This is a genomic window from Janthinobacterium sp. GW460-12-1-14-LB5 (assembly GCF_059423585.1).
The window spans coordinates 132,196-152,853 of the sequence record NZ_JBWKYD010000007.1 but is presented as its reverse complement, the minus strand read 5'-3'; the positions used below and the strand labels follow the sequence as shown (position 1 = coordinate 152,853).

Sequence of the window (20,658 nt, the reverse complement as noted above, 5' to 3'; positions counted from 1 at the left end):
AACAATCCGCGCGCCCTTGCAGTTCCCAGGCCCCCCTCTCCCCCGCGTGCCTCCCTTTACGATAGCCGTTATTAATCAAGATCACCATGCTCGAATTGCGCCATCTGTCGAAGTCCTATGCCAATGCCCGTCCCGTGCTGGCCAATCTTTCCTGCCGCTTCAAGGCGGGGGAATTCATCGCCATCATGGGCGACTCGGGCGTGGGCAAGTCGACCTTGCTGAACCTGATCGCCGGCCTCGATACGCCCGATGCGGGTGCCGAAGCGCACCCTATCCTGGTGGACGGCATTGCCATGTCCAGCCTCGATGACGCCGCCGCCACCCGGCTGCGTCGCGCCCGCATGGGCTTTATCTTCCAGGCCTTCCACGTCTTGCCGCACCTGACCCTGCTGCAAAACGTGGCCCTGCCGCTGCTGCTCAACGGACTGCCCCAGGAGCGTGCCGCCAGCATGCTCGATGCGGTCGGCCTGGGCGGACGCGGCGGCGACTTTCCGCAGCAATTGTCGGGCGGCGAAATGCAGCGCGTGGCCATTGCCCGCGCACTCGTGCACAAGCCGGCTCTGGTGCTGGCCGATGAGCCGACCGGCAACCTCGATCCGGACACGGCGCACAGCATCCTGCAATTGCTGCGCGCCGAAATCAAGGCCAACGGCAGTTGCGCGATCATGGTCACGCATTCGCTGGCCGCCGCCGAAATGGCGGACAGAACCATGATCCTGACGAAAAGCGGCTTACAAAATACAACAATCGTCAACCAAATTGATCAAACAATCAGTTAATTTAACTGACCATCTGTCACAAGTTTTGTTATCGTAGTATTATTGAAAACACTTGCATGGTTATCAATGTTGTAACGCAAATGGTGTACTACGTCACCCGGACAGCCGTACTGCGATGACGAACTATAGCCGGGACTGCGTAAAGTGGTCTCGTCCCTTGCATAACCTGAAGGAGGAGTAAATGAACGTTCGGCAAAAGAAGCTGGAAATGATTGAAGCGATGAACCGGGCGCGCGCGCTCGAACCATCGAGTTTTGTGCCCAACAAGCTGCTCGATACCCTGATCGAGAAGATGAACCTGAAAAATGATGCGGAACTGTGCCGAGTTCTCGAGGTCCAGCCCCCCATCATCAGCAAGATTCGTCACGGCAAACTGTCGGTCGGTGCAACGATTTTATTGCGCATGCATGAAAAATCGGACATCACCATCCGCGAACTGAAGGAACTGTCCGCCACGCCAGTCCATTGAACCACCCGCTGTTGTCATGCCATGCCAGGCACCCAGGTCCCCGGCGCCATGAACTTTTGCCATGAAATTCGCGTAGTTCGCTCACCGCACCGCATCCGGGCACGATAGCGAAGAGACCCAGCCCAAACCATGCTGACCGTTTCTCTGCCTTCCCGCTCCAGCAGCACCCCCTCCCTGCCCCGCCCTCCCGATCGCCAGCATTTCCACTCAAACTTGATCTGACACAACACGCATAGTCGCCGCAGGCATCAAGGTCAGCTTTTAACCAGTTTTCTCAACCGCATGTCCAGCGACCCTCTTGCGCCGCCCGTGCTGCGCCTGACGCTCACGCGCGATCCCCTCGCCGGCGCCGGCGACTGCCCCGCCGCGCCCGGCTGGCATGCCGAGACCCATGTGCTGTCGAGCGCGCGCGGCATCGGCAGCTGCCGCATCGCCCTCGATATCGGCCCGGCCGACGTGGTGCAGCTGCTGCTGTGCGACGGCAGTTCCTTGCTGGCAAGCAGCCTGGACCTGCCACGCTACCTGGGGCCGGCCACGGCGGCACGCGACGGCGCGCCCGCCAGCATCGAAGTGGGACTGGCCTTGCGCCCGCAGGCGGCGTGCCAGCCGCCCGGCGCCAGCCGCGACGGCCTGGGCGCCTGGATGCTGCGGGCCGTGCGCGTGTACCGCTGCGGCGCTGCCGCCATGACGGCGCTGGCGGCGGCGGGCACCTTTCAGGACCGCCAGCTGGAACAGCGGCTGGGCCTGTACCGCTGCGGCATCGAGGCGGGCAGCATGACGGCCGTCGCCAGCCTGCCCGCCGGGCCGGAACCGGTGCTGCTGCTATTGCACGGCACGGCGTCATCGACCCAGCGCAGCTTTGGCGGCCTGTGGCGCAACGGCCTGGCGCCGCAGCTGGCGGCGCAGTACGGCAACCGCATCTATGGCTATGAGCACCGCAGCCTCAGCGAAAGCCCCATCGACAACGCGCTGGCCCTCGTGCGCCAGTTGCCGCACGGCGCCGTGCTGCACCTGCTGACGCATTCGCGCGGCGGCCTGGTGGGAGAATTGCTGGCGCGGGCGCAGCGCATCGACAGCCGCGGCGCCGTCGACCTGGCGGGCGACGGCCTGGAGCGCCTGAGCGAAAATACGGTGGGCGGCGAAGCCTTCAACAGCCACGATATCGAGCACTTCACGGCGCAGGCGCGGCTGGGCGGACGCGGCGGCCACGACGGGGATGCGGCGCGCCTGCGCGCACTGGGCGTGGAGCTGAAAACGCGCGCCATCCGCATCACCCGCTTCGTGCGCGTGGCATGCCCGACGCGCGGCACGACCCTGATGTCGGGCCGGCTGGACCGCTGGGCCAGCGTGATGTTCAACCTGCTGCAGGACGATGCCCCCGATGGCGCCGCCGCCTTTCTGCTGGCCGTGGTGCAGCAGCGCTGCGACGCGCGCATCCTGCCGGGCCTGGAAGCGATGATGCCCGACTCGCCCCTGGTGGCGCTGCTCAATGCGCCCGACGTGCGCGTGGCCAGTCCGCTGCATGTGCTGGCCGGCGCGTGCAGCGGCGAGGGCCTGCTGGGGTGGCTGGGCGACTGTCTCGGCGAACAGCTGTACGGCGGACAGAACGACCTGGTCGTCAATTGCGCCTCGATGGCCGGCGGCGCCACGCGCAGCACGCCCGTGCGGCAACTGCTGCTGCGCGGGCCGCGGACGCACCACCTGAACTACTTCGAGCGCGCGCCTTCCAGCCTGGCCGCCGTGCAGGCGCTCACGGGCGACGAGACTGCCTACCAGCCGCTGAGCGGCATGGAACATGGCCCGCTGGGACGCGGCGGCGAAGTGCCGAAACGGCGCGCGCACGCGCCCATCGCCCTGCTGCTGCCCGACATGCTGGGCAGCCATCTGCAAGTGGGCAGCAACCGCATCTGGTTCGACCCCGTCAACCTGGTCGAAGGACGCATCGAACGCCTGGCAGTGGGCCAGCCGCACATCGTCAGCGCCGGCTGGCTCGAGTCCTGCTATGAGCCGTTTGCCCGCTTTCTCGCGCAAAGCCAGGAAGTGCGGCCCTTTACCTATGACTGGCGCCTGTCGCTGCAGCACTCCAGCAGCGCCTTCCTGCCCGTGCTCGATGAAGCCATGCGCGACGCCGGAGAGCGCGGCCAACCCTTGCGCATCGTCGCCCACGGCATGGGCGGGCTGGTGGCGCGCCTGGCCCTGAAGGACCGCTGGCAGCGCTTCGGCGCCCTGCCCGGCAGCCGGTTGCTGCAGGTGGGCACGGCCAACCGGGGCACGCAGGCGATGGTGCAAGTGCTGCTGGGACGCGACCGGCTGGTGCAGATGCTGGCCTGCTGGATCGGCTGGAAGCACACGCGGCGCCAGTTTCTCGGCTTCGTGCGCGCCTTTCCCGGCGTGCTCGACATGCTGCCGTGGCCGCAGGCGGGCAGCATCGACTATTTCGACGCCGGCGCCTGGGCGCAGCTGGCCGCCGGCGACGCGCAAGCGGGCCTGCCCGGCGGCTGGCAGGCGCCCGAAGCGCCAGCGCTGGCCGCCGCGCGCGCCACCGTGGCCCTGCTGGAAGCGGCCCCGCTCGACGCCCGCCATTGCAGCTACCTGGCCGGCTGCGCCGACACGCCGGTGGCGCTGCGCCTGCGCGACGGCGGCATCGAGACGGCGTGGTCGCCGGATGGCGATGGCCGCACCGCCTGGCAAGGCGCCGTGCCGGCCGGCGTGGAAGCGTGCTACCTGCCCGTGGCGCATGGCGACCTGCTGCTGCAAAAGGAATACTACCCGGCCATCGCGCAGCTGCTCGAGGGCGGCCAGGCGGCAGCCCTGTCCCGGCAGCCGCCGCACGCGCCTGGCGGCGTTCCGCCCCGCTTCCATCCCTACGTCCCCGAGGCCAGGCCGCTGTACCCGCAGCCGCAGGAATTGCTCGACGCGGCCATCGGCGCCGCCGGCCCCGCCAGCGCGCCGGAAAGCCGCGCGCCGCAGCTGAGCCTATCCGTCATCCACGGCAGCATGGCCTCGGCCGATGCGCCCGTCATGAGCGGCTGCTACGCGTCCGAATCGCTGCGCGGCAGCATGAGCTTTCTCGACCGCCTGCTGGCCGGCAAGCTGCAGGAAATCCACGCGCTGGGGCGCTTCCCGCAGCGCCCCGACTCCGCCCTGGTGGTGCTGCAGCCCGATGCGGCGCGCCGGCCCGGCGGCGCCATCGTCATCGGCCTGGGCGCGCTGGGCGAGCTGACGCCGGGCGAACTGGCGCGCGCCTTTGCCGGCGGCCTGCTCGAATACGCGTGCGTCTGCCTGCAGGTGCGCGCCGCCGGCCACGTGGCCGCGCCGCCGATGGGCGAACACGGCTTGCGCGTGGCCAGCCTGCTGTCCGGTTCCGGCTACGGCGGCTTGAGCATCGCCCTGTGCGCGCGCGCCCTGATCGACGGCGCGCGCAGCGCCAACCGGCGCCTGGAAGACGCGGGCATGGCCTGCCGCATCGGCCACATCGCCATCTATGAACAGTCCGAGGCGCGCGCCATCGCCGCCGCGGTGGCCATCGAGCAGATCATGGCCGAGGCGCGCTACCAGAGCAGCTTCTCGTTCGAGCGGCGCATCCGCCACAGCCCCGGCGGCTACCGGCGCATCCTGCCCAGCCTGAGCGGCGACAATGGCTGGCGCCGCGTGCAGATCGTCGCGGCGGACCTCTCGGGCGCCCTGCGCTTCACCGTGCTGACGGACCGCGCCCACAACAGCGTCGATGAAGAGCCGAACCAGCGGCAAGCCGTCGATGGCCTGATCATGGATGCCACCGACAACACCACCGACCAGCCGGGATTGTCGCGCGCCCTGTACGAACTGATGCTGCCAAACGGCCTGAAGGCGGCCATCCCCGAGATGCGCGGCCTGATCCTGGCCGTCGACCAGAGCGCCGCCATCTACCCGTGGGAACTGATGCGCGACGAGGCGGGCAGCGAGGAAAGCCCCCTGTCGACGCGCATCGGCATGGTGCGCCAGCTGGCCAGCCTGCGCGAGCAGCCGCCGGCCGTCAGCCCGCCCAGCAACAGCGTGCTGGTGATCGGCGACACCGATTCCGGCCTGCCCGAGCTGCCCGCCGCGCAAGCCGAGGCGCAGGACGTGGCGCGCATGTTCGGCGCGTACGGCTACCAGGTGCGCGAGCTGCTGCGCCCGCAGGCGCAGCGCGTGCTGGTGCACCTGTTCGACGAGCGCTATTTCGCCATCCACCTTGCCGGCCATGGCGAGGTGGCCGGCCCCGGCATCGCCCATACGGGCCTGGTGCTGGGACCGAAGACGCGGCTGACGGCGGCGCAGGTGGGCAAATTGAAGCGCGTGCCGCAATTCGTCTTCATCAATTGCTGCCACCTGGGCGACATGCGCGCGGACGCCATCGCGCCATGGTCGAAACTGGCCGCCAGCCTGGCCACGGCCTTCATCGAAATGGGCTCGCAAGCGGTGATCGCGGCCGGCTGGCGCATCGACGACGAGGCGGCCAGCATCTTCGCGCACAGTTTTTATCACGCCATGCTGAGCGGCGAGTACTTCGGCGACGCCGTGCGCCTGGCGCGCGAGGCGGCGTACCTGCGGTTCCCCGCGTCGAACACCTGGGGCGCCTACCAGGCCTACGGCGACGACCGCTACCGCTTTCCCAACACCCAGAGCCGGCCCTGGCAGGCGCCCGACTACCACTACCACGGCCATTTACTGGCCGACCTGGAAACCCTGCACGCGCGCCTGGCGGGCGCCGATGCGGCGCGCCGCGCCGCCATCGAGGAAAAGCTGGCCAGCATCGAGCAAGCCGTGCGCGCGCGCTTCTTCGGCTGCGCCGACATCCGCGAAAACATGGCCGCCACGCGCGCCGGCCTGGGAGGCCTGGACAACACACTGCGCGCCATCGAGCACTATCGGGCGGCGCACAGCGCGGCCGACGGCAAGGTGGGCCTGCGCGCGCTGGCGCACTGGGCGGAACTGGAGATACGCCAGGGCGCGGCCCTGTGCGGCCTTGATGCGGGCGCCGGCATCGACGTGCCGGCCGTGCCCGATCCGGTACAGGGACGCCAGTTGCTGCAGGACGGAAAACAGCATATCGACCTGCTGGTGGCGCTGGCGCCCACGGCGCAGCGCCTGGCCCTGCTGGGGCGCTACTGGGCCTTGCAGGCACGCCTCGCCTGCACCGAAGGAAGCTCCGGCGCGCCGGCCCTGCGCGCCATGACGGACGCCTGCCTGGCCGCGCTGGAAGAAGCGCGGCGGCGCAGCGGCGTGGCCGACTGCGACCTGATTTTCCAGGTGCTGGCAGGCGCCCTGCTGCTGAAATCCCACGGCGACGGCGGCCCCTGGCGCGCCCTCGATCCGCAGCTGGGCGACTTGCTGCACGACGCCATCGCCTATGCGCGCCAGCGCCACGCGGACGAACACCGCGCCATCGACGCCGGCGCCCCCGTGCGCGCCGCCCTGCTGGCGGCCCTGTGGCAGGTGCCGGACGGCCAGCCCCTCGACGCGCCGGCGCGCGCCGCCTTCCTGGCCCTGTACCACGACGCCGTGCGGCGCCACGGCAGCATCGGCGAACCCGAGGCGATCACGGCGCCGCTGCGCTTCCTGCTCGAACTGCTGCCGCCCGGCGGCACGGACACCGGCTTGCGCAACGCGGTGCAGGCGCTGGCCAGCCAGCTGCAGGCTTCACTGCCCGCTCTTAGCCAGGCACCACCCCGTAATGGCGCGCATAGCGCTCGTCCAGATTCGCCAGCGGCATCATCATGAACATGTCGGCGCTTTCGAAGTCAGGATCCCAGGCCGGTTCGCCGCAAATCCAGGCGCCCGAACGCAGATAGCCCTTGATCAGCGGCGGCACTTGCGGCTTGTGCGCCGCTTCCACCTGATGGATGGGGAAAGGCAGGTGCGGCGTGACGCGGTACTCGCTTGGGGCCATGTGCTTTTCGGCCAGCGCCTGGTACACGGCGACGGCGTTATGGCCGCCATCGGCCAGGCTGATGCTGGCGCAGCCAACCAGGTAGTCGCAGCGCTCGCGGCGCATGTACTCGGCCAGGCCCGACCACAGCAGCATGATCACGCTGCCGCCGCGGTATTTCGGGTGGATGCAGGCGCGGCCCGCTTCGACCATGCGGCCGCGCAGGTTCTTCAGGCGGCTCAGGTCGAACTCGTTTTCCGAATACAGGCGGCCGATCTTGGCTGCCTTGGCCGCGCTCAGTACGCGGTAGGTGCCCACCACTTTCAGGGTATCGGCGTCGCGCACGATCAGGTGGTCGCAATGCGCGTCGAATTCATCGCTGTCGAGGCCATCGGCATTCGCCAGCGACGTCAGGCCCATGGTCTCGATAAACACCTTGTAACGCAAACGCTGGACTTCGCGCAATTCCGCCGCTGTAGTGGCCTGGCTCAGCACCAGTTGGACCGGCCGGGCCTTGGCTTCGTTTGATGCGATTATGTTTTGCATGGTTTCATCCCTGTGATCAAGACGACTCCAGCGTACTTGCCTAATATGTCAGGAAAATGACAGCCGAATGTCATTTCCATGACGCAAGTCAATGCCATGCGGGGATCGTGCATAATTACCACACTCCCCTTCCGGAAAGCCACGATGGACGATCACGAAGCGCCCCGCATCACCCCCTATACCAAGCCTGCCGCCGGCTGGGACGCCCTGAAACACATGGCCATCAGCCTGCGCCAGGAGCGGGTCGCGCCCGGGAACCTGAAGGCGCTGCTGGCGCAAAATCAGCCGGACGGCTTCGATTGCCCCGGCTGCGCCTGGCCCGACCGCAACCACGCTGCCACGTTCGCCTTTTGCGAGAACGGCGCCAAGGCCGTCGCCGCCGAAGCGACCAGCCGCCGCGCCGGCCCGGAGCTGTTTGCCAGCCACACCGTCACGCAGCTGCTGGAACAATCGGACTACGCGCTGGAACAATACGGCCGCCTGACCGAACCGATGGTCTACGACGCCGCCAGCGACCGCTACGTGCCCATCGCCTGGGATGACGCCTGCGCCCTCGTGGGGCGCCACCTGCGCGCCCTGCCCGACGCCAACCAGGCTGCGTTCTACACCTCGGGACGCGCCAGCAACGAGGCGGCCTTTTTGTACCAGCTGATGGCGCGCCTGTACGGCACGAACAACTTCCCCGACTGCTCCAACATGTGCCACGAGGCGACCAGCCGCGGCTTGCCGGCCACCGTGGGCATCGGCAAGGGCACGGTGACTTTGGCCGACTTCGAACTGGCCGACACCATCCTGATTTTCGGCCAGAATCCCGCCACCAACCATCCGCGCATGCTGGGCGAGTTGCGCGAGTGCGCGCGCCGCGGCGGCAGCATCGTTTCCATCAATCCCCTGCGCGAACGGGGCTTGCAGCGCTTCATGGACCCGCAAAGCGCGCTGGAAATGGCGACCCTGGGCAGCACGCGCCTGGCCGGCCTGTTCGTGCAACCGACACTGGGCGGAGATTTCGCCCTGATCAAGGCCGTCGCCAAGCGCGTCGTCGAGCATGACGACGCGGCGCAGGCGGCCGGCGCGCCCGCGGTCATCGACCACGCTTTCATTCTTGAGCACTGCAGCGGCTTCGACGCCTTCCGCGACGACCTGCGTGCAGAAAGCTGGGAACTGCTGCTGCGGGAGTCGGGCGTGGCGCGCGCGCAGATCGAGGCATTGACGGACATTGTCGTCAAGGGCAAGCGCATCATCGCCACCTGGGGCATGGGTTTGACGCAGCACAAGCACAGCGTGGCGGCCATCCGCATGCTGTCGAACCTGATGATGTTGCGCGGCCAGATCGGCAAGCCGGGCGCCGGGCTATGCCCCGTGCGCGGCCACTCCAACGTGCAGGGCGACCGCACGGTGGGCATCGAGGAAAAGCCCACAAACGCCTTCCTCGACCGCCTGGGCCAGGTGTATGGCTTCGCGCCGCCGCGCGCGCATGGCCACGACGTGGTGGCCACCATCGAAGCCATGCAGCGCGGCGAGGTAAAAGTGTTCATCGCGCTGGGCGGCAATTTCGCCGCCGCCACGCCCGATACGCCATTGACCTTTGCCGCGCTGCGCCAGTGCGCGCTGACGGTGCAGGTGGCCACCAAGCTCAATCGCAGCCACCTGGTCATCGGCAAGGAAGCCCTGCTGCTGCCCACCCTGGGCCGCACGGAGATCGACCTGCAGCACGGCGTGGCGCAGGGCGTGACGGTGGAAGACTCGATGAGCATGGTGCATATCTCGTATGGCCGCAATGCGCCCGCCTCGCCGCAGCTGCGCTCGGAAGTGGCCATCGTGGCCGGCATGGCCGAAGCGACGGTGGGCAACGGCCTGGTGGACTGGCGCGCGTATGCGGCCGACTATGCGCGCATCCGCGACGATATCGAAAAGGTGTTTGACGATTTTTACGAATACAACGCCAGGGTGGCGCAGCCGGGCGGTTTTCATTTGACGGTGGCTTCGCGCGAGCGCGTGTGGAAGACGGCCAGCGGCAAGGCCAGCTTCCTCGTCGCCCCGCTGGACCTCGATACGCCGCTGCACCGCGCCCGCGCGCGCCATGGCGAACGCCTGATGGTGTTGATGAGCACCCGCTCGCACGACCAGTACAACACCACCATCTACGGCATGGACGACCGCTACCGGGGCGTGTACGGCACGCGCAAGGTCGTCTTCGCGAATGCGGCCGATATCGCCATGCTGGGTTTTAAGGATGGCGACATGATCGATATGATTAGCGCCTGGGACGACGGCGTGGCGCGCCGCGCCGACGGCTTCCGCCTGGTCGCCTACGACATCCCGCGCGGCTGCCTGGGCGCGTATTACCCCGAGACGAATGCGCTGGTGCCGCTGGCCAGCACGGCCGACGGCGCCGGCACGCCCACGTCGAAATCCGTGCCGGTGCTGCTGCAGCGTTCTGCCGCTTAGATGCTGATGCCGGGCGTGTAGTCCACGTACGCATCCTGGCGGCAGAAGCCCACCAGCTTCATGCCCGCCTGCGCGGCGATGGAAATGGCCAGCGAACTGGGGGCGGAAATCGTCGCCAGCAGCGGAATCTGCATGCGCGCCGCCTTGCGCGCCAGCTCATAGCTGCCGCGGCTGGACAGGAAGACGAAGCCGCGCCGCATGTCGGCGCCGTTCAGCGCGAGGTGGCCGATCAGCTTGTCGAGGCCGTTATGCCGGCCGACATCCTCGAACACGTGCACGATGTCGCCGTCTGGCGCGCACCACGCGGCAGCGTGCACGCCGCCCGTTTCCCGCATCAGCGCCTGGCGTTCGCGCAAGCCCGCGGAGGCTCGCGCCAGCGCGGCCGGCAAGTCGACGCGGATCAGGGACGGCGGCAGCGCCGCAGGCTGCAAGTCGAGCATGTCGATGCTGTCGATGCCGCACACGCCGCAACCCGTGCGGCCCGTCAGCTGGCGCCGCCGATCCTTCAGGCGCATGAAATCTTCTTGCGCGATGGTCAAGGCCACTTCGGCGGAGTCGGAACGCAGGAACACTTCGCAATCGAAGATGGCGGCAGCCGATGCCACCACGCCTTCCGTCAGCGCGAAACCATACGCGAATGCTTCCAGGTCGCGCGGCGTGGCCATCATGACGACGTGGGAAATGCCATTGAAGACCAGCGCGACGGGGATTTCCTCGGCGACGTGGTCGATGGCATCGGTGGACTGGCCCGCCTGGTGGCGGACGATGGAACGCTCGACGAAGCCGGCGCGTTCGGTATTGGTATCTTCTGACATGGCAACCATGGGGGAACTATCACAGGCCCCATGGTAAACCAGAATGGGCAAGCGGGGGCGGCCCCTGCCCGCGCCATCAATCCTTCTTCGGACGGCCCGTTTTCAGCTGCGGCAAGCCGGCCAGCACGTTTTGCAGCGTGGCCAGGTCGATCTGGCTGATCAACGCCACGCCGATGCGCAGCAATTCGCTTTTCTTGATCTCGAAACCGGCTTTCAGGCAGGCTTTCTTGACCTGGCCCAATACCTCGTATTCCGCTTCCGGCATAGTGAAGCTGTCGCGCACCAGTTTCGGCTTGCGGGCTTTTTCCTTGACGGCGGCGACCTTGGCGGCTGGCGCCTTTTTCACGGCGGCGGGTTTGGCAGCAGCTTTGGCGGCCGGTTTGGCCGTGGCTTTCGCTACCGGCTTGGCGGCTGTGGCAACTGGCTTGACAGCGGCTTTCGCGGCTGGCTTGGCAGCCGGTTTGGCAACGGGCTTGGCCACGACGGCCTTGGCCGCCGGCTTGGCGGCTAGCGCCTTGGCTACGGCAGGCTTGGCGGCAACAGGCTTCGCTGCTGCCGGCTTGGCTGCTGCGGGTTTGGCAGCCACTGGCTTGACGGCGGCTTTGGCCACCGGCTTGGCGGCCGCCTTCGCCGCAGGTTTGGCGACAGGTTTGCTGGCCGGTGCGGCCTTGGCCGCTGCCGCATTGATCGATGCGCTGGTGGGGAACATCGATACGGGCGCGCTGTCGGCCTTTTTCACTGGAACGGTTTTGGTCATGGATTTTCCAATCTAATCAATAATATAAACAATATATACTGTTTTTTGAAATCTTGCTTGCTGCACATCAAACCATGCGCACGACAGACACCCTCTCACGCGCTGGCGCGGATGGTGAAATCGACCCCGACCTCGTCCCAGAATTCCTGCTCCTTCTCGATCCAGAACGACACGGTGGGATGGTGCGCCACCCAGCCGCGCTTGATGTCGAGCTCGATGCGGCTCTTCATGCGCAGGCGCAGTTCGCTGAAATCGGCCTCGATGCGCGCATGCATGAGCAAAATCGACAGGCGCAGCGCCAGCACGGCCTTGGCGAAATCGGGGTCGGACAGCACTTCGCCGATCTTGCGCAGGTTGCCCTTCTGCGCCAGGATCAAGCGGCTCATGGTCTTCTGTTCGCGCGTGGTAAAGCCGGGCAAGTCCGCGTTTTCCACGATGTAGGACGCGTGCTTGTGGTAGCCCGTCTGCGACACGGCCAGCCCCACCTCGTGCAGCAGGCTGCTCCAGCGCAGGCTTTTCACCAGGGCGTCGGAGGTGGGCTTGAGCTGTGCGTACAGGGCCAGCGCCTGCTGCGCCACCCGGCCGGCGCGCTGCTGGTCGATATGGAACTTCTCCATGCAGCCCTGCACCGACTGTTCGCGGCGGTCGCGCTTGGTCGAGCGCAGGTACAAATCCCACATCACGCCCATGCGCAGGCCCGCCTCGATCGGCGTCATGGCGGGAATCGCCAGTTCGCGGAACAGGCCGATCAAGATGGCCAGGCCACCGACGATGGTGCTGGCGCGGTCGGGGCGCAGGCCGGGCATGTCGATGCGGCTGGTGTGACCGAGTTCAATGAAGCGCCGCGCCAGCGCGTCGAGGCTGGCGCTGGTAAGCAAGCCGTCGCCCAGCTTGTTGCGGGCGATGATGTCGGCGATGGTGCGGATGGTGCCGGAAGAGCCGTAGGCCGTCTTCCAGTGCTGCGGGTGGTACGGCGGCGCGGCATCCTCGAAATGGCTGCGCGCCGACAGGATGGCCGCCTCGAACGACGGCGCGTCGATGCGCCCGCCGATGAAGAACGACAGGCTTTGCTTGACCGTGCCCAGGCTGAACGACTCGACGCGCTCGATATCGTTGCCGCGCCCCAGTATCAGTTCGGTCGAACCGCCGCCGATATCCATCACCAGGCGGCGTTCGCCGGGAATGGCCAGTGCATTGGCCACGCCCATGTAGATCAGGCGCCCCTCTTCCTCGCCCGAGATGATTTCGATCGGGTAGCCGATGGCTTGCTCTGCCAGCGGCAGGAAGACGGCGCCGTTACGCGCCACGCGCATGGCCGACGTGGCCACCACGCGCACGGCTTCAAGCTCGAAACCTGCCAGGATGGCGCGAAAGCGCTGCAGGCAGGCCAGCGCGCCCTGCATGGCCGCCTCGGTCAGGTCGCCATTGGCGTCCAGGCCAGCGGCCAGGCGTATCGGGTCGCGCACGCTCTTGACCACGCGGATGGTGTCGCCATCATGCTTGCCGACGTGTAAACGAAAACTGTTGGACCCCAGGTCCACCGCTGCATACATACTGGCCTCTTGTCTTGTCATTGCTGCACCAACTGAAAAAAGTTGGCAAAATCAGTTGCTAAACTATATAAATCATTTAGACGATTTAAAAATCCTACCACACTACCCTCATCGTATGACAGCGGCGTGACAGGATTGTGACAAAACGGCGGCCAGCCGTGGCGCTTACGGCACGATGGTGGTAAATAAATAAACGGCGAAAATCACCAGGTGCACCGTCCCCTGCATGACCGTGGTGCGGCCCGTGCCCAGCGACAGGGTGGCCACCATCAGCGACAGCAGCAGCAGCACTGTCGATTTGATATCGAGTCCCAGGGTAATCGTCAGGCCCGTGGCCAGCGATACCACCACCACGGCGGGTATCGTCAGGCCGATGCTGGCCAGCGCGGAGCCGAGCGCCAGGTTCAAGCTCGTTTGCAGACGATTCGCGCGCGCGGCGCGCACGGCGGCCAGGCCTTCGGGCAGCAGCACGATGGCGGCGATGACGATGCCGACCAGGGTTTTCGGCGCGCCCATGGCGGCAATCGCCGTCTCCAGCGCGGGCGCCAGCGACTTGGCCAGCAGCACCACGGCTCCAAGGCACACCAGCAGCGCGCCGGCGCTGACCCAGGCGACGGTGGGCGTGGGCGGCGCCGCATGCACCTCTTCGTCGCCGACGGCTTCCTTGGGCAGGAAGTAGTCGCGGTGGCGCACCGTCTGCACCAGCACGAAGGTGCCGTACAAGACCAGCGAGATCACGGCGATGAAAATGAGCTGGCTGGAATTGTAGAAGGGGCCGGCGGCGCTCGAGGTGTAGTTCGGCAGCACCAAGGTCAGAATGGCGATGGCGGCCAGGGTGGCCAGCGAGGCGCTCACGCCCAGCAGGCCGAAAGTCTGCTCGCGATGGCGCCCGGCGCCCAGCAACAGGCAGATGCCGACGATGCCGTTCAAAATGATCATGATGGCGGCAAACACGGTGTCGCGCGCCAGGCCCGTCGTCTCCGGCCCGCCGGCCAGCATCAGCGAGACGATCAGCGCCACCTCGATCAGGGTTACGGCCAGCGCCAGCACCAGGGTGCCATACGGCTCGCCGATGCGGTGCGCCACCACTTCCGCGTGGTACACGGCGGCCAGCACGCTGCCGATCAGGCCAGCGACCAGCAGGATCTGGTAGAAGCCGCCGACATTGAAGGTGGAACCGAACAGGAACAGCCAGCCGGCAAGCGGAGCGGCAAGCGGCCATACAGGCAGGGATTTGAGCATTTTCATTATGGGCCTGGCAAGAGTAAGAAAGAGGAACTGCGGTGCGGACGACAAGAGGGGCCGAGCGTGCACCCCACAGCATAACTTGCTTAGCTTAAATGAATGTTAGGGAATGCACACGTCCGGGTGCCGGCGCCCGCGCCTGGCTCACCTTTCAATCACCTTGCCACAGTGCACCTGCTTGCTACCAGTAACTATAGTCCCTTTGGTAACATGCCGTTGCAATTTCCTTGTCTTTTTACTTCCTGAATCCGTCATACTGCAGGGCAGGCCCTCCCGCCACCGACCAAGGACACACCATGAAACGAGCAAGCAGCGCAGCCACGCGCACCGTCACCGTATTAGCCATCTTCGCGAGCAGCCTGCTGTGCGCCGCCGCGCACGCGGACACGCCGCCTGCGCCGCCAACGCAGGCAGCGCAGGTGGATGCAAACTGGGCCACCCCGCCCGCGCCCGCCGCAGAGGCACGCTGGCAGGACAGCCTGCCGCCCGCGCCGCCCGTGGCGGCACGCGAAGAAAAGATACTGCCCAAGAGCGAATGGCTCACCGTCGAGCCGATGAAGGCGCCGGACCGGCGCTGCGATCCCGGCCTGGACGCCCTGTTCCTGCCCAAGGAATGCGGCAAGGAACCGAGCTGGCTGGGCTCGCGCAAGAAATAATCCGGTTTATTAGTCCGGTTTATATATCGAGGGTGCTGGCGCCCTGCGCCTCCACCACCCTGTTGCGGCCCGCCTGCTTGGCCGCCTGCAGCGCCTCGTCGGCCCGCTTGAACAGGCTGACGGTGCTGTCTTCGGCGCGGATGGTGGTCACACCCAGGCTGGCCGTCAGCTGCAGCACGGCGCGCTCCGTCTTGACGGGCAGCGCCTCGACGGCGGCGCGGATGCGCTCGGCCACCATCAGTGCATCGGCCAGGCTCGTGCGCGGCAATTGGATGGCGAATTCGGCGCCGCCCAAGCGGCCCATCAGGTCGCTGTCGCGCAGCTGCTGGCGGCACGTGTCGACGATGGTTTTAAGCACCGCATCGCCCACCGGATGGCCATAGCTGTCGTTGACGCGCTTGAAATGGTCGATATTGAGCACCACCAGCGCCGTCGGCAAGCCGGGCCGGCGCGCCAGCGCCATCCACGGCGCCAGCGCCTGGTAAAAACCGCGCCGGTTCGGCACGCCCGTGGCCGCGTCCAGCACTTCCAGGCGCGCCAGTTCGCCGCCCAGTTTTTCGCGCGACAGCAGCAGATAGCCGAAGGCGTTCGTCAGCATCATCAGGTACAGGGCGCCAAAACCGGCCAGCTGCAGCAGCTCCGCGTCAAAAGCCGGGACGGCGGCGGCGAGCACGCCGCGCGCCGCGATCAGCAGCGACAGCAGGCCCATGCTGACGACGAGGAAGCGGCGCAGCATGCTCGCCTCGCGCCATTTCAGGCACAGCGCCGCCACGCCAGCGAGGAAAAAGCCGGCCACGATCAGCGAACCGCCGGCGCTGCGCAGCAATGGCGCCACGTCGAACAGGTAGCAGGCGGCAAACAGGCCGATCGCCGCGCCCAGCGCCGGCAATATGTAGCGGCGCCAGCCGCTGCGTCCTGCCGCCTGCCACAGCGCGCCCGCGTCCAGCGCCATGCCGGCAAACAGCAGGCTGTTGCCGAGCAGGATGGAGAGGAAATCGGGCAGCACGCCGCGAAAATACAGCAAACACCAGGCCACGGCCTGGCATTGCTTGGCCACCGCCCAGGTGGACATGCTGAGCGACTTCTTGCGCTCGTACTCGAAGAAGAACAGGGCCGCGCACAGGCTCAGGTTGCCGAGCGCCAGGGCCAGTACCAGGGTCTTGATATCCATGGCTTACAGTATCGCCGCGCTGGCGCGCCGCGCCGGGTCAGATTTCGTGTTCGACATTGGTGCTGCCGTCGCCGACCTTGCTGGCCCAGGCCTGCACGAAATACTGCTTTTCCACTTCGCTGGGGACTTCGTGCCAGAACACGATGAGGGTGCCCTTGTGATCGTGGATTTGCGCCACTTTTTCAATGAAGCCGAAATTTTCGGCCTGGTCGGCCAGCGCCGCCGCGTAACCATACACGCGCGTCAGCCGCTCGATGCGGTCAGGTTCGGTAAAACTGTTCGTCGCCGTAATGATGGGGTGATCCAAAAACATGCTTGTCTCCATGGTGCCCGACTGCGCGGCCGTGCCGCCGCGTACCGTTACGCATGCTCGGCGCGGATTAATCGGGTATGCTCACGGGAGCTTATCAGATTTCTCTGAATGCAACAAAGCATCTCCCCCTGTCCACTCAGCGAAGTCGCCCCATGCCGGAAAACAGAAGCACCACCCCACTCGCCCCGCAGGTGCATACCTGCGGCGACCGGCGCCGGCTGGAATTCCAGCCAGGCATGATCCAGAGCGAAATGCTGCTGTCGCGCCCCGACCATCTACTGCTGCGCTATGCGCGCGCCATGATGTGCTTTACCCTGTTCGTGCCGCGTCCGCGCCACATCCTGATGGTGGGCCTGGGCGGCGGCTCGCTGCTGAAATTCTGCCACCGGCACCTGCCCGACACGCGCATCACGGTGCTGGAACTGCGCGCCGACGTGATCGCCCTGCGCGAGCAATTCATGCTGCCGCCCGACGACGCGCGCCTGCGCATCATCGAAACGGATGCCGTCAGCTATATCCGCCAGCATCCGGGCTGCGCCGACGTGCTGCTGCTCGACGGCTACGACGAAACGGGCCTGCCGCCGGCCCTGGGCAGCGCGCGCTTCTATGCGGACTGCCTGCGCGCCCTGTTGCCCGGCGGCGTGCTGGTGGCCAACCTGTTCAGTTATGACGAGCACTACCCCGCCATGCTGGAACGCCTGATGCTGACCTTCCGCGGCGCCGTGTGCCAGTTCGACGGCATCGCCGGCAACAACCGCATCCTCTTCGCCGCCAGGCCGGACAAGCTCGGGGCGGGCCGCGCCGTGCGCATGGTGCGGCTGGTGCGCTGGCGCCGGGTATGCGGCCTGGCGTTCCTGAACCGCTGGCTGCCGGCATGGCAGTTGTGGCGCTTGCGCCGGCAATCAGGCGCACCCGACAACTGATAGTCGTCCGCCATGGCCATAGATATTGTTGCTTATTAGCAGCGATCTGGTGCAAAATTCGCATGATGGATGTGGTTTATGACAAACTACGGCCTGCGCGGGCCCGCAGGTGCTGCCGAGCAATTGTGTCCATGAAGTGAGATAGGAAAACCCATGCTGCGTGGCCGCCTGCCATTGTCGATTTCCGCCGCGGCCGCGCTGACCTTCGCCTGCGGCGTCAGCGTGACGGCCGTGCTGTTCGCCGCCATCAGCCAGCTCGAATACGACAAGATGGGCCTGAGCCTGCAGCAGCGCGCCGGTGCCAGGGTGGCCGCCATCGAGCAGGGACTCGACGACGCGGTCGAGGTGCTGACGACGACGAACCAGCTGTTTTCCGCCGTCGTGCCCGTCACGCGCGAGCAGTTCCATGCCTTCACCACGCCGCTGCTGCAGCGCCACCCGTTCATCCAGGCCTTCAATTTCCACCGTATAGTGCCGCATGCCCAGCGCGACGCCTTCGAGGCCGGGCTGCGGCGCATCGTGCCCGATTACGCCATGACGGAAATGCACGACGGCGTCATCGTGCCCGCGACGACGCGCGCCAGCTACCTGGTGGTGGACTACCTCGAGCCCCTGCAGGGCAACCGCCCCGCCTTCGGCCTGAACGTCAGCCCGAACGGCGTGCTGGCGCGTGCGCTGGAACAGGCGATCATCAGCGGCCAGACCACCGCCACCGGCCTGCTGGCCCTGGCGCAGGGACCGCAGCAGGGCTTCGTCATCGTACGGCCCGTGTACCGCCACGGCGTGCCCCTGCAGACGGTACCGCAGCGGCGCGCGGCGCTGATCGGCGATACGGCGGTCATCGTGCGCGCCGGGGAACTGGTGCAGAAAATCCTCGCCGGCGCCGACTTGCTGGGCGACCCGCAGCTCGAACTGAGCGTCTATGCCGACGCCGGCGCCGACCCGCGCCAATTGATCTTCCGGCATGGCCAGGTGCCTGCTGTCGAAGCGGGCGGCGCCTGGGAATCGCTGCCACGCTGGCTGCAATTTGCCTACCACAGCCATTACGACCGGGCCTTCGTTTCCGCCGGCCGGCCGTGGCATGTGCGCGTTGTGGCCCATCCGCGCCCCTTCCTGGCCGACCACCTGGGGTCGCTGTTCACCCTGATCATGGGTTTGCTGTTCAGCATGCTGACGGCCGCCTTCGTGCAGTCGCTGACGCAGCGCTCGCGCCGCGTGCAACTGCTGGTGGAGCAGCGCACGGCCGACCTCAAACGCAGCAATGAGCTGCTCAGCGCCGACGTGCGGGCGCGCCAGCGCACCGAGCGCGCCTTGCAGGAAAGCGAAAAGCGCTTCCGCCGCCTGCTGGCCCTGTCCTCGGACTGGTACTGGGAACAGGACGCCAACTTCTGCTTCACCCACATCACCAGCGGTTTCACGGACAAGTCGAACATGCCGCTGGAACGCTTCATCGGCATGACGCGCTGGGACAACAACCCGGAGATGCGCAATTCGCGCTGGGGCAAGCAGCATATCGCCAACCTGGAAGCCCACCTGCCCTTCTCCAACCTCGAATACGCGATGCAGGACCGCAATGGCCAGCTGCGCTGGTTCAGCGTCAATGGCGAACCGCTGTTCAACGAACTGGGCGAGTTTCGCGGCTACCGGGGCACGGGTTCCGAAATCACGGAACGCAAGCTGGCCGAGCAGCAAATCCAGCACATCGCCCACCACGACGTGCTGACGGGCTTGCCCAACCGCGCCCTGCTGCGCGACCGCCTGGCGCAAGCGATGGCCCTGTCGCGCCGCAAGAACCGCGCGCTGTGGGTGCTGTTGATCGACCTCGACCGCTTCAAGTTCGTCAACGACAGCCTGGGCCACAAGGCCGGCGACCTGCTGCTGAAAACCATCGCCACGCGCCTGCAGGCCAGCCTGCGCGAAACCGATACGGTGGCGCGCCTGTCGGGCGATGAATTCGTCGCCATCCTGTGCGAACAGGCCGATGAAACCCTCAGCGCCGCCATCGTGCAGCGCGTGATGGATGCCGTGGCCCAGCCGGTATTGCTCGACGGCAAGGAATTCTTCGTCACCTGCAGCATCGGCGTGGCCGTCTACGACATGTCGCGCTACGACGCCCCCGGCGACGTGACCCTGAATGGCGAAACGCAGAACCTGATCGAGCAGGCTGACATCGCCATGTACTGCGCCAAGAAACAGGGCCGCAACAACATCAAGTTCTACACGACGGCCATGAACCAGGCCACCCTGGAGCGCCTGCGCATCGAGACGGCGCTGCGCAACGCCCTCGAACGCGAGCAGTTCGTGCTGCATTACCAGCCGCAGCTGGACCTGGCCAGCGGGCGCATCGTCGGCGTGGAGGCGCTGCTGCGCTGGCAGCATCCGGACCTGGGCATGGTGGCGCCGAACCGCTTCATCGCGCTGGCCGAGGATACGGGCCTGATCGTGCCGATCGGCGCCTGGGTCATGCGCGAAGCGTGCGCCCAGGTCAAGGCCTGGCATATGGCGGGGCTGGACAATCTGCGCCTGGCCGTGAACCTGTCGGCGCGCCAGTTCAACGAGCCGAATCTGGTGACATCGATCGCCGCAGTGCTGCTGGAAACGGGCCTGGCGCCGGCCTGCCTGGAACTGGAATTGACGGAAAGCCTGTTCATGCACGATGTGGCGCTGGCCGTGAGCCAGCTGCACGACATGAAGGCGCTGGGAGTGCAGCTGTCGATCGACGATTTCGGCACCGGTTATTCCAGCTTCGCCTACCTGCGCACCTTCCCCATCGACGTGCTGAAGATCGACCGCAGCTTCATCAACGACGTGGCGCGCGACGCGGACGACGCGGCCATCGTCGTCTCCATCATCGCGCTGGCGCACAATCTGAAACTGCGCGTGGTGGCCGAAGGCGTGGAAACGGCGGAGCAGCTCGATTATCTGCGCAGCCACGGTTGCGACGAAGCGCAAGGCTATTATTTCAGCCGGCCGCTGCCGGCGCATGAAGTGGAACAGCTGCTGCGCAGCGACATCAGCGTGGTCGCCTGAATCAGGCCCTTCAGCATCATGCGTCCGGCTTATCGGCAGCCCTGCAGCAGTGAACAATGGAAA

General features: G+C 66.6%; 14 protein-coding genes. 7 read left to right on the top strand and 7 right to left on the bottom strand.

The annotated features are described in order from the left end of the window. Positions 1-86: 86 nt before the first annotated feature. From AC07X6_RS09270 to AC07X6_RS09260, 3 genes are all read left to right on the top strand, one after another. Complete coding sequence (locus AC07X6_RS09270; protein ID WP_494790762.1) at positions 87-779, top strand: ABC transporter ATP-binding protein; 693 nt, start codon at positions 87-89, stop codon at positions 777-779. Between the two features lie 181 nt (positions 780-960). Beyond that, entirely contained in the window at positions 961-1,248 is a 288-nt protein-coding gene (locus AC07X6_RS09265) for a hypothetical protein (protein ID WP_034786045.1), read from the top strand. A gap of 282 nt (positions 1,249-1,530) precedes the next feature. Next, a complete protein-coding gene (locus AC07X6_RS09260; protein WP_494790761.1) occupies positions 1,531-6,990 on the top strand; it encodes a CHAT domain-containing protein in 5,460 nt (1,819 codons plus the stop codon). On the opposite strand, the gene AC07X6_RS09255 is transcribed toward AC07X6_RS09260, so the two are convergent. Further along, positions 6,923-7,684: a GNAT family N-acetyltransferase gene (locus AC07X6_RS09255; RefSeq protein WP_046683713.1), complete on the bottom strand. Its 762-nt coding sequence runs from the start codon at positions 7,682-7,684 to the stop codon at positions 6,923-6,925. The two genes, AC07X6_RS09260 and AC07X6_RS09255, sit on opposite strands and share 68 nt — an antisense overlap. A 144-nt stretch (positions 7,685-7,828) precedes the next feature. Between AC07X6_RS09255 and AC07X6_RS09250 the strand changes: the two genes are divergently transcribed. Continuing rightward, positions 7,829-10,132, top strand: a complete 2,304-nt coding sequence (locus AC07X6_RS09250) for an FdhF/YdeP family oxidoreductase (protein WP_494790760.1) — start codon at positions 7,829-7,831, stop codon at positions 10,130-10,132. On the opposite strand, the gene fdhD is transcribed toward AC07X6_RS09250, so the two are convergent. From fdhD to AC07X6_RS09230, 4 genes are all read right to left on the bottom strand, one after another. Further along, the gene (fdhD, locus tag AC07X6_RS09245; RefSeq protein WP_230540827.1) at positions 10,129-10,956 is read right to left on the bottom strand and encodes a formate dehydrogenase accessory sulfurtransferase FdhD; all 828 of its coding nucleotides are present in this window, start codon (positions 10,954-10,956) and stop codon (positions 10,129-10,131) included. The two genes, AC07X6_RS09250 and fdhD, sit on opposite strands and share 4 nt — an antisense overlap. Positions 10,957-11,023: 67 nt before the next feature. Further along, complete coding sequence (locus AC07X6_RS09240; RefSeq protein WP_494790759.1) at positions 11,024-11,704, bottom strand: hypothetical protein; 681 nt, start codon at positions 11,702-11,704, stop codon at positions 11,024-11,026. Between the two features lie 95 nt (positions 11,705-11,799). Beyond that, positions 11,800-13,257, bottom strand: coding sequence for a Ppx/GppA phosphatase family protein (locus tag AC07X6_RS09235; protein ID WP_230540828.1), 1,458 nt, complete (start codon positions 13,255-13,257; stop codon positions 11,800-11,802). Positions 13,258-13,422: 165 nt separating this feature from the next. Then, positions 13,423-14,505: a calcium:cation antiporter gene (locus tag AC07X6_RS09230; RefSeq protein ID WP_494790758.1), complete on the bottom strand. Its 1,083-nt coding sequence runs from the start codon at positions 14,503-14,505 to the stop codon at positions 13,423-13,425. Between the two features lie 293 nt (positions 14,506-14,798). On the opposite strand from AC07X6_RS09230, the gene AC07X6_RS09225 reads away from it, so the two are divergent. Continuing rightward, positions 14,799-15,158 (top strand): hypothetical protein, encoded by a 360-nt coding sequence (locus AC07X6_RS09225; RefSeq protein WP_494790757.1) that lies wholly within the window; start codon positions 14,799-14,801, stop codon positions 15,156-15,158. 19 nt (positions 15,159-15,177) lie between these two features. Here the strand turns inward: AC07X6_RS09225 and AC07X6_RS09220 are convergent, their stop codons facing one another. Both AC07X6_RS09220 and AC07X6_RS09215 read right to left on the bottom strand, forming a co-directional pair. Then, positions 15,178-16,329, bottom strand: a complete 1,152-nt coding sequence (locus AC07X6_RS09220) for a GGDEF domain-containing protein (RefSeq protein WP_230540831.1) — start codon at positions 16,327-16,329, stop codon at positions 15,178-15,180. Positions 16,330-16,366: 37 nt separating this feature from the next. Beyond that, the gene (locus AC07X6_RS09215; RefSeq protein WP_230540832.1) at positions 16,367-16,642 is read right to left on the bottom strand and encodes a hypothetical protein; all 276 of its coding nucleotides are present in this window, start codon (positions 16,640-16,642) and stop codon (positions 16,367-16,369) included. 152 nt (positions 16,643-16,794) lie between these two features. Between AC07X6_RS09215 and AC07X6_RS09210 the strand changes: the two genes are divergently transcribed. Together AC07X6_RS09210 and AC07X6_RS09205 are read left to right on the top strand one after the other, a co-directional pair. Then, on the top strand, positions 16,795-17,565 hold the full coding sequence (locus tag AC07X6_RS09210) for a spermine/spermidine synthase domain-containing protein (RefSeq protein WP_230540833.1): 771 nt from the start codon (positions 16,795-16,797) through the stop codon (positions 17,563-17,565). 153 nt (positions 17,566-17,718) lie between these two features. Continuing rightward, a complete protein-coding gene (locus AC07X6_RS09205; RefSeq protein ID WP_494790756.1) occupies positions 17,719-20,595 on the top strand; it encodes a bifunctional diguanylate cyclase/phosphodiesterase in 2,877 nt (958 codons plus the stop codon). Positions 20,596-20,658: the final 63 nt, after the last annotated feature.

What these genes read in the sequence shown, in the direction of transcription:
- AC07X6_RS09270 (WP_494790762.1), top strand. Translation starts at nt 87, where the DNA reads ATGCTCGAATTGCGCCATCTGTCGAAGTCCTATGCCAATGCCCGTCCC.
- AC07X6_RS09265 (WP_034786045.1), top strand. Translation starts at nt 961, where the DNA reads ATGAACGTTCGGCAAAAGAAGCTGGAAATGATTGAAGCGATGAACCGG.
- AC07X6_RS09260 (WP_494790761.1), top strand. Translation starts at nt 1,531, where the DNA reads ATGTCCAGCGACCCTCTTGCGCCGCCCGTGCTGCGCCTGACGCTCACG.
- AC07X6_RS09255 (WP_046683713.1), bottom strand. Translation starts at nt 7,684, where the DNA reads ATGCAAAACATAATCGCATCAAACGAAGCCAAGGCCCGGCCGGTCCAA.
- AC07X6_RS09250 (WP_494790760.1), top strand. Translation starts at nt 7,829, where the DNA reads ATGGACGATCACGAAGCGCCCCGCATCACCCCCTATACCAAGCCTGCC.
- fdhD (WP_230540827.1), bottom strand. Translation starts at nt 10,956, where the DNA reads ATGGTTGCCATGTCAGAAGATACCAATACCGAACGCGCCGGCTTCGTC.
- AC07X6_RS09240 (WP_494790759.1), bottom strand. Translation starts at nt 11,704, where the DNA reads ATGACCAAAACCGTTCCAGTGAAAAAGGCCGACAGCGCGCCCGTATCG.
- AC07X6_RS09235 (WP_230540828.1), bottom strand. Translation starts at nt 13,257, where the DNA reads ATGTATGCAGCGGTGGACCTGGGGTCCAACAGTTTTCGTTTACACGTC.
- AC07X6_RS09230 (WP_494790758.1), bottom strand. Translation starts at nt 14,505, where the DNA reads ATGAAAATGCTCAAATCCCTGCCTGTATGGCCGCTTGCCGCTCCGCTT.
- AC07X6_RS09225 (WP_494790757.1), top strand. Translation starts at nt 14,799, where the DNA reads ATGAAACGAGCAAGCAGCGCAGCCACGCGCACCGTCACCGTATTAGCC.
- AC07X6_RS09220 (WP_230540831.1), bottom strand. Translation starts at nt 16,329, where the DNA reads ATGGATATCAAGACCCTGGTACTGGCCCTGGCGCTCGGCAACCTGAGC.
- AC07X6_RS09215 (WP_230540832.1), bottom strand. Translation starts at nt 16,642, where the DNA reads ATGTTTTTGGATCACCCCATCATTACGGCGACGAACAGTTTTACCGAA.
- AC07X6_RS09210 (WP_230540833.1), top strand. Translation starts at nt 16,795, where the DNA reads ATGCCGGAAAACAGAAGCACCACCCCACTCGCCCCGCAGGTGCATACC.
- AC07X6_RS09205 (WP_494790756.1), top strand. Translation starts at nt 17,719, where the DNA reads ATGCTGCGTGGCCGCCTGCCATTGTCGATTTCCGCCGCGGCCGCGCTG.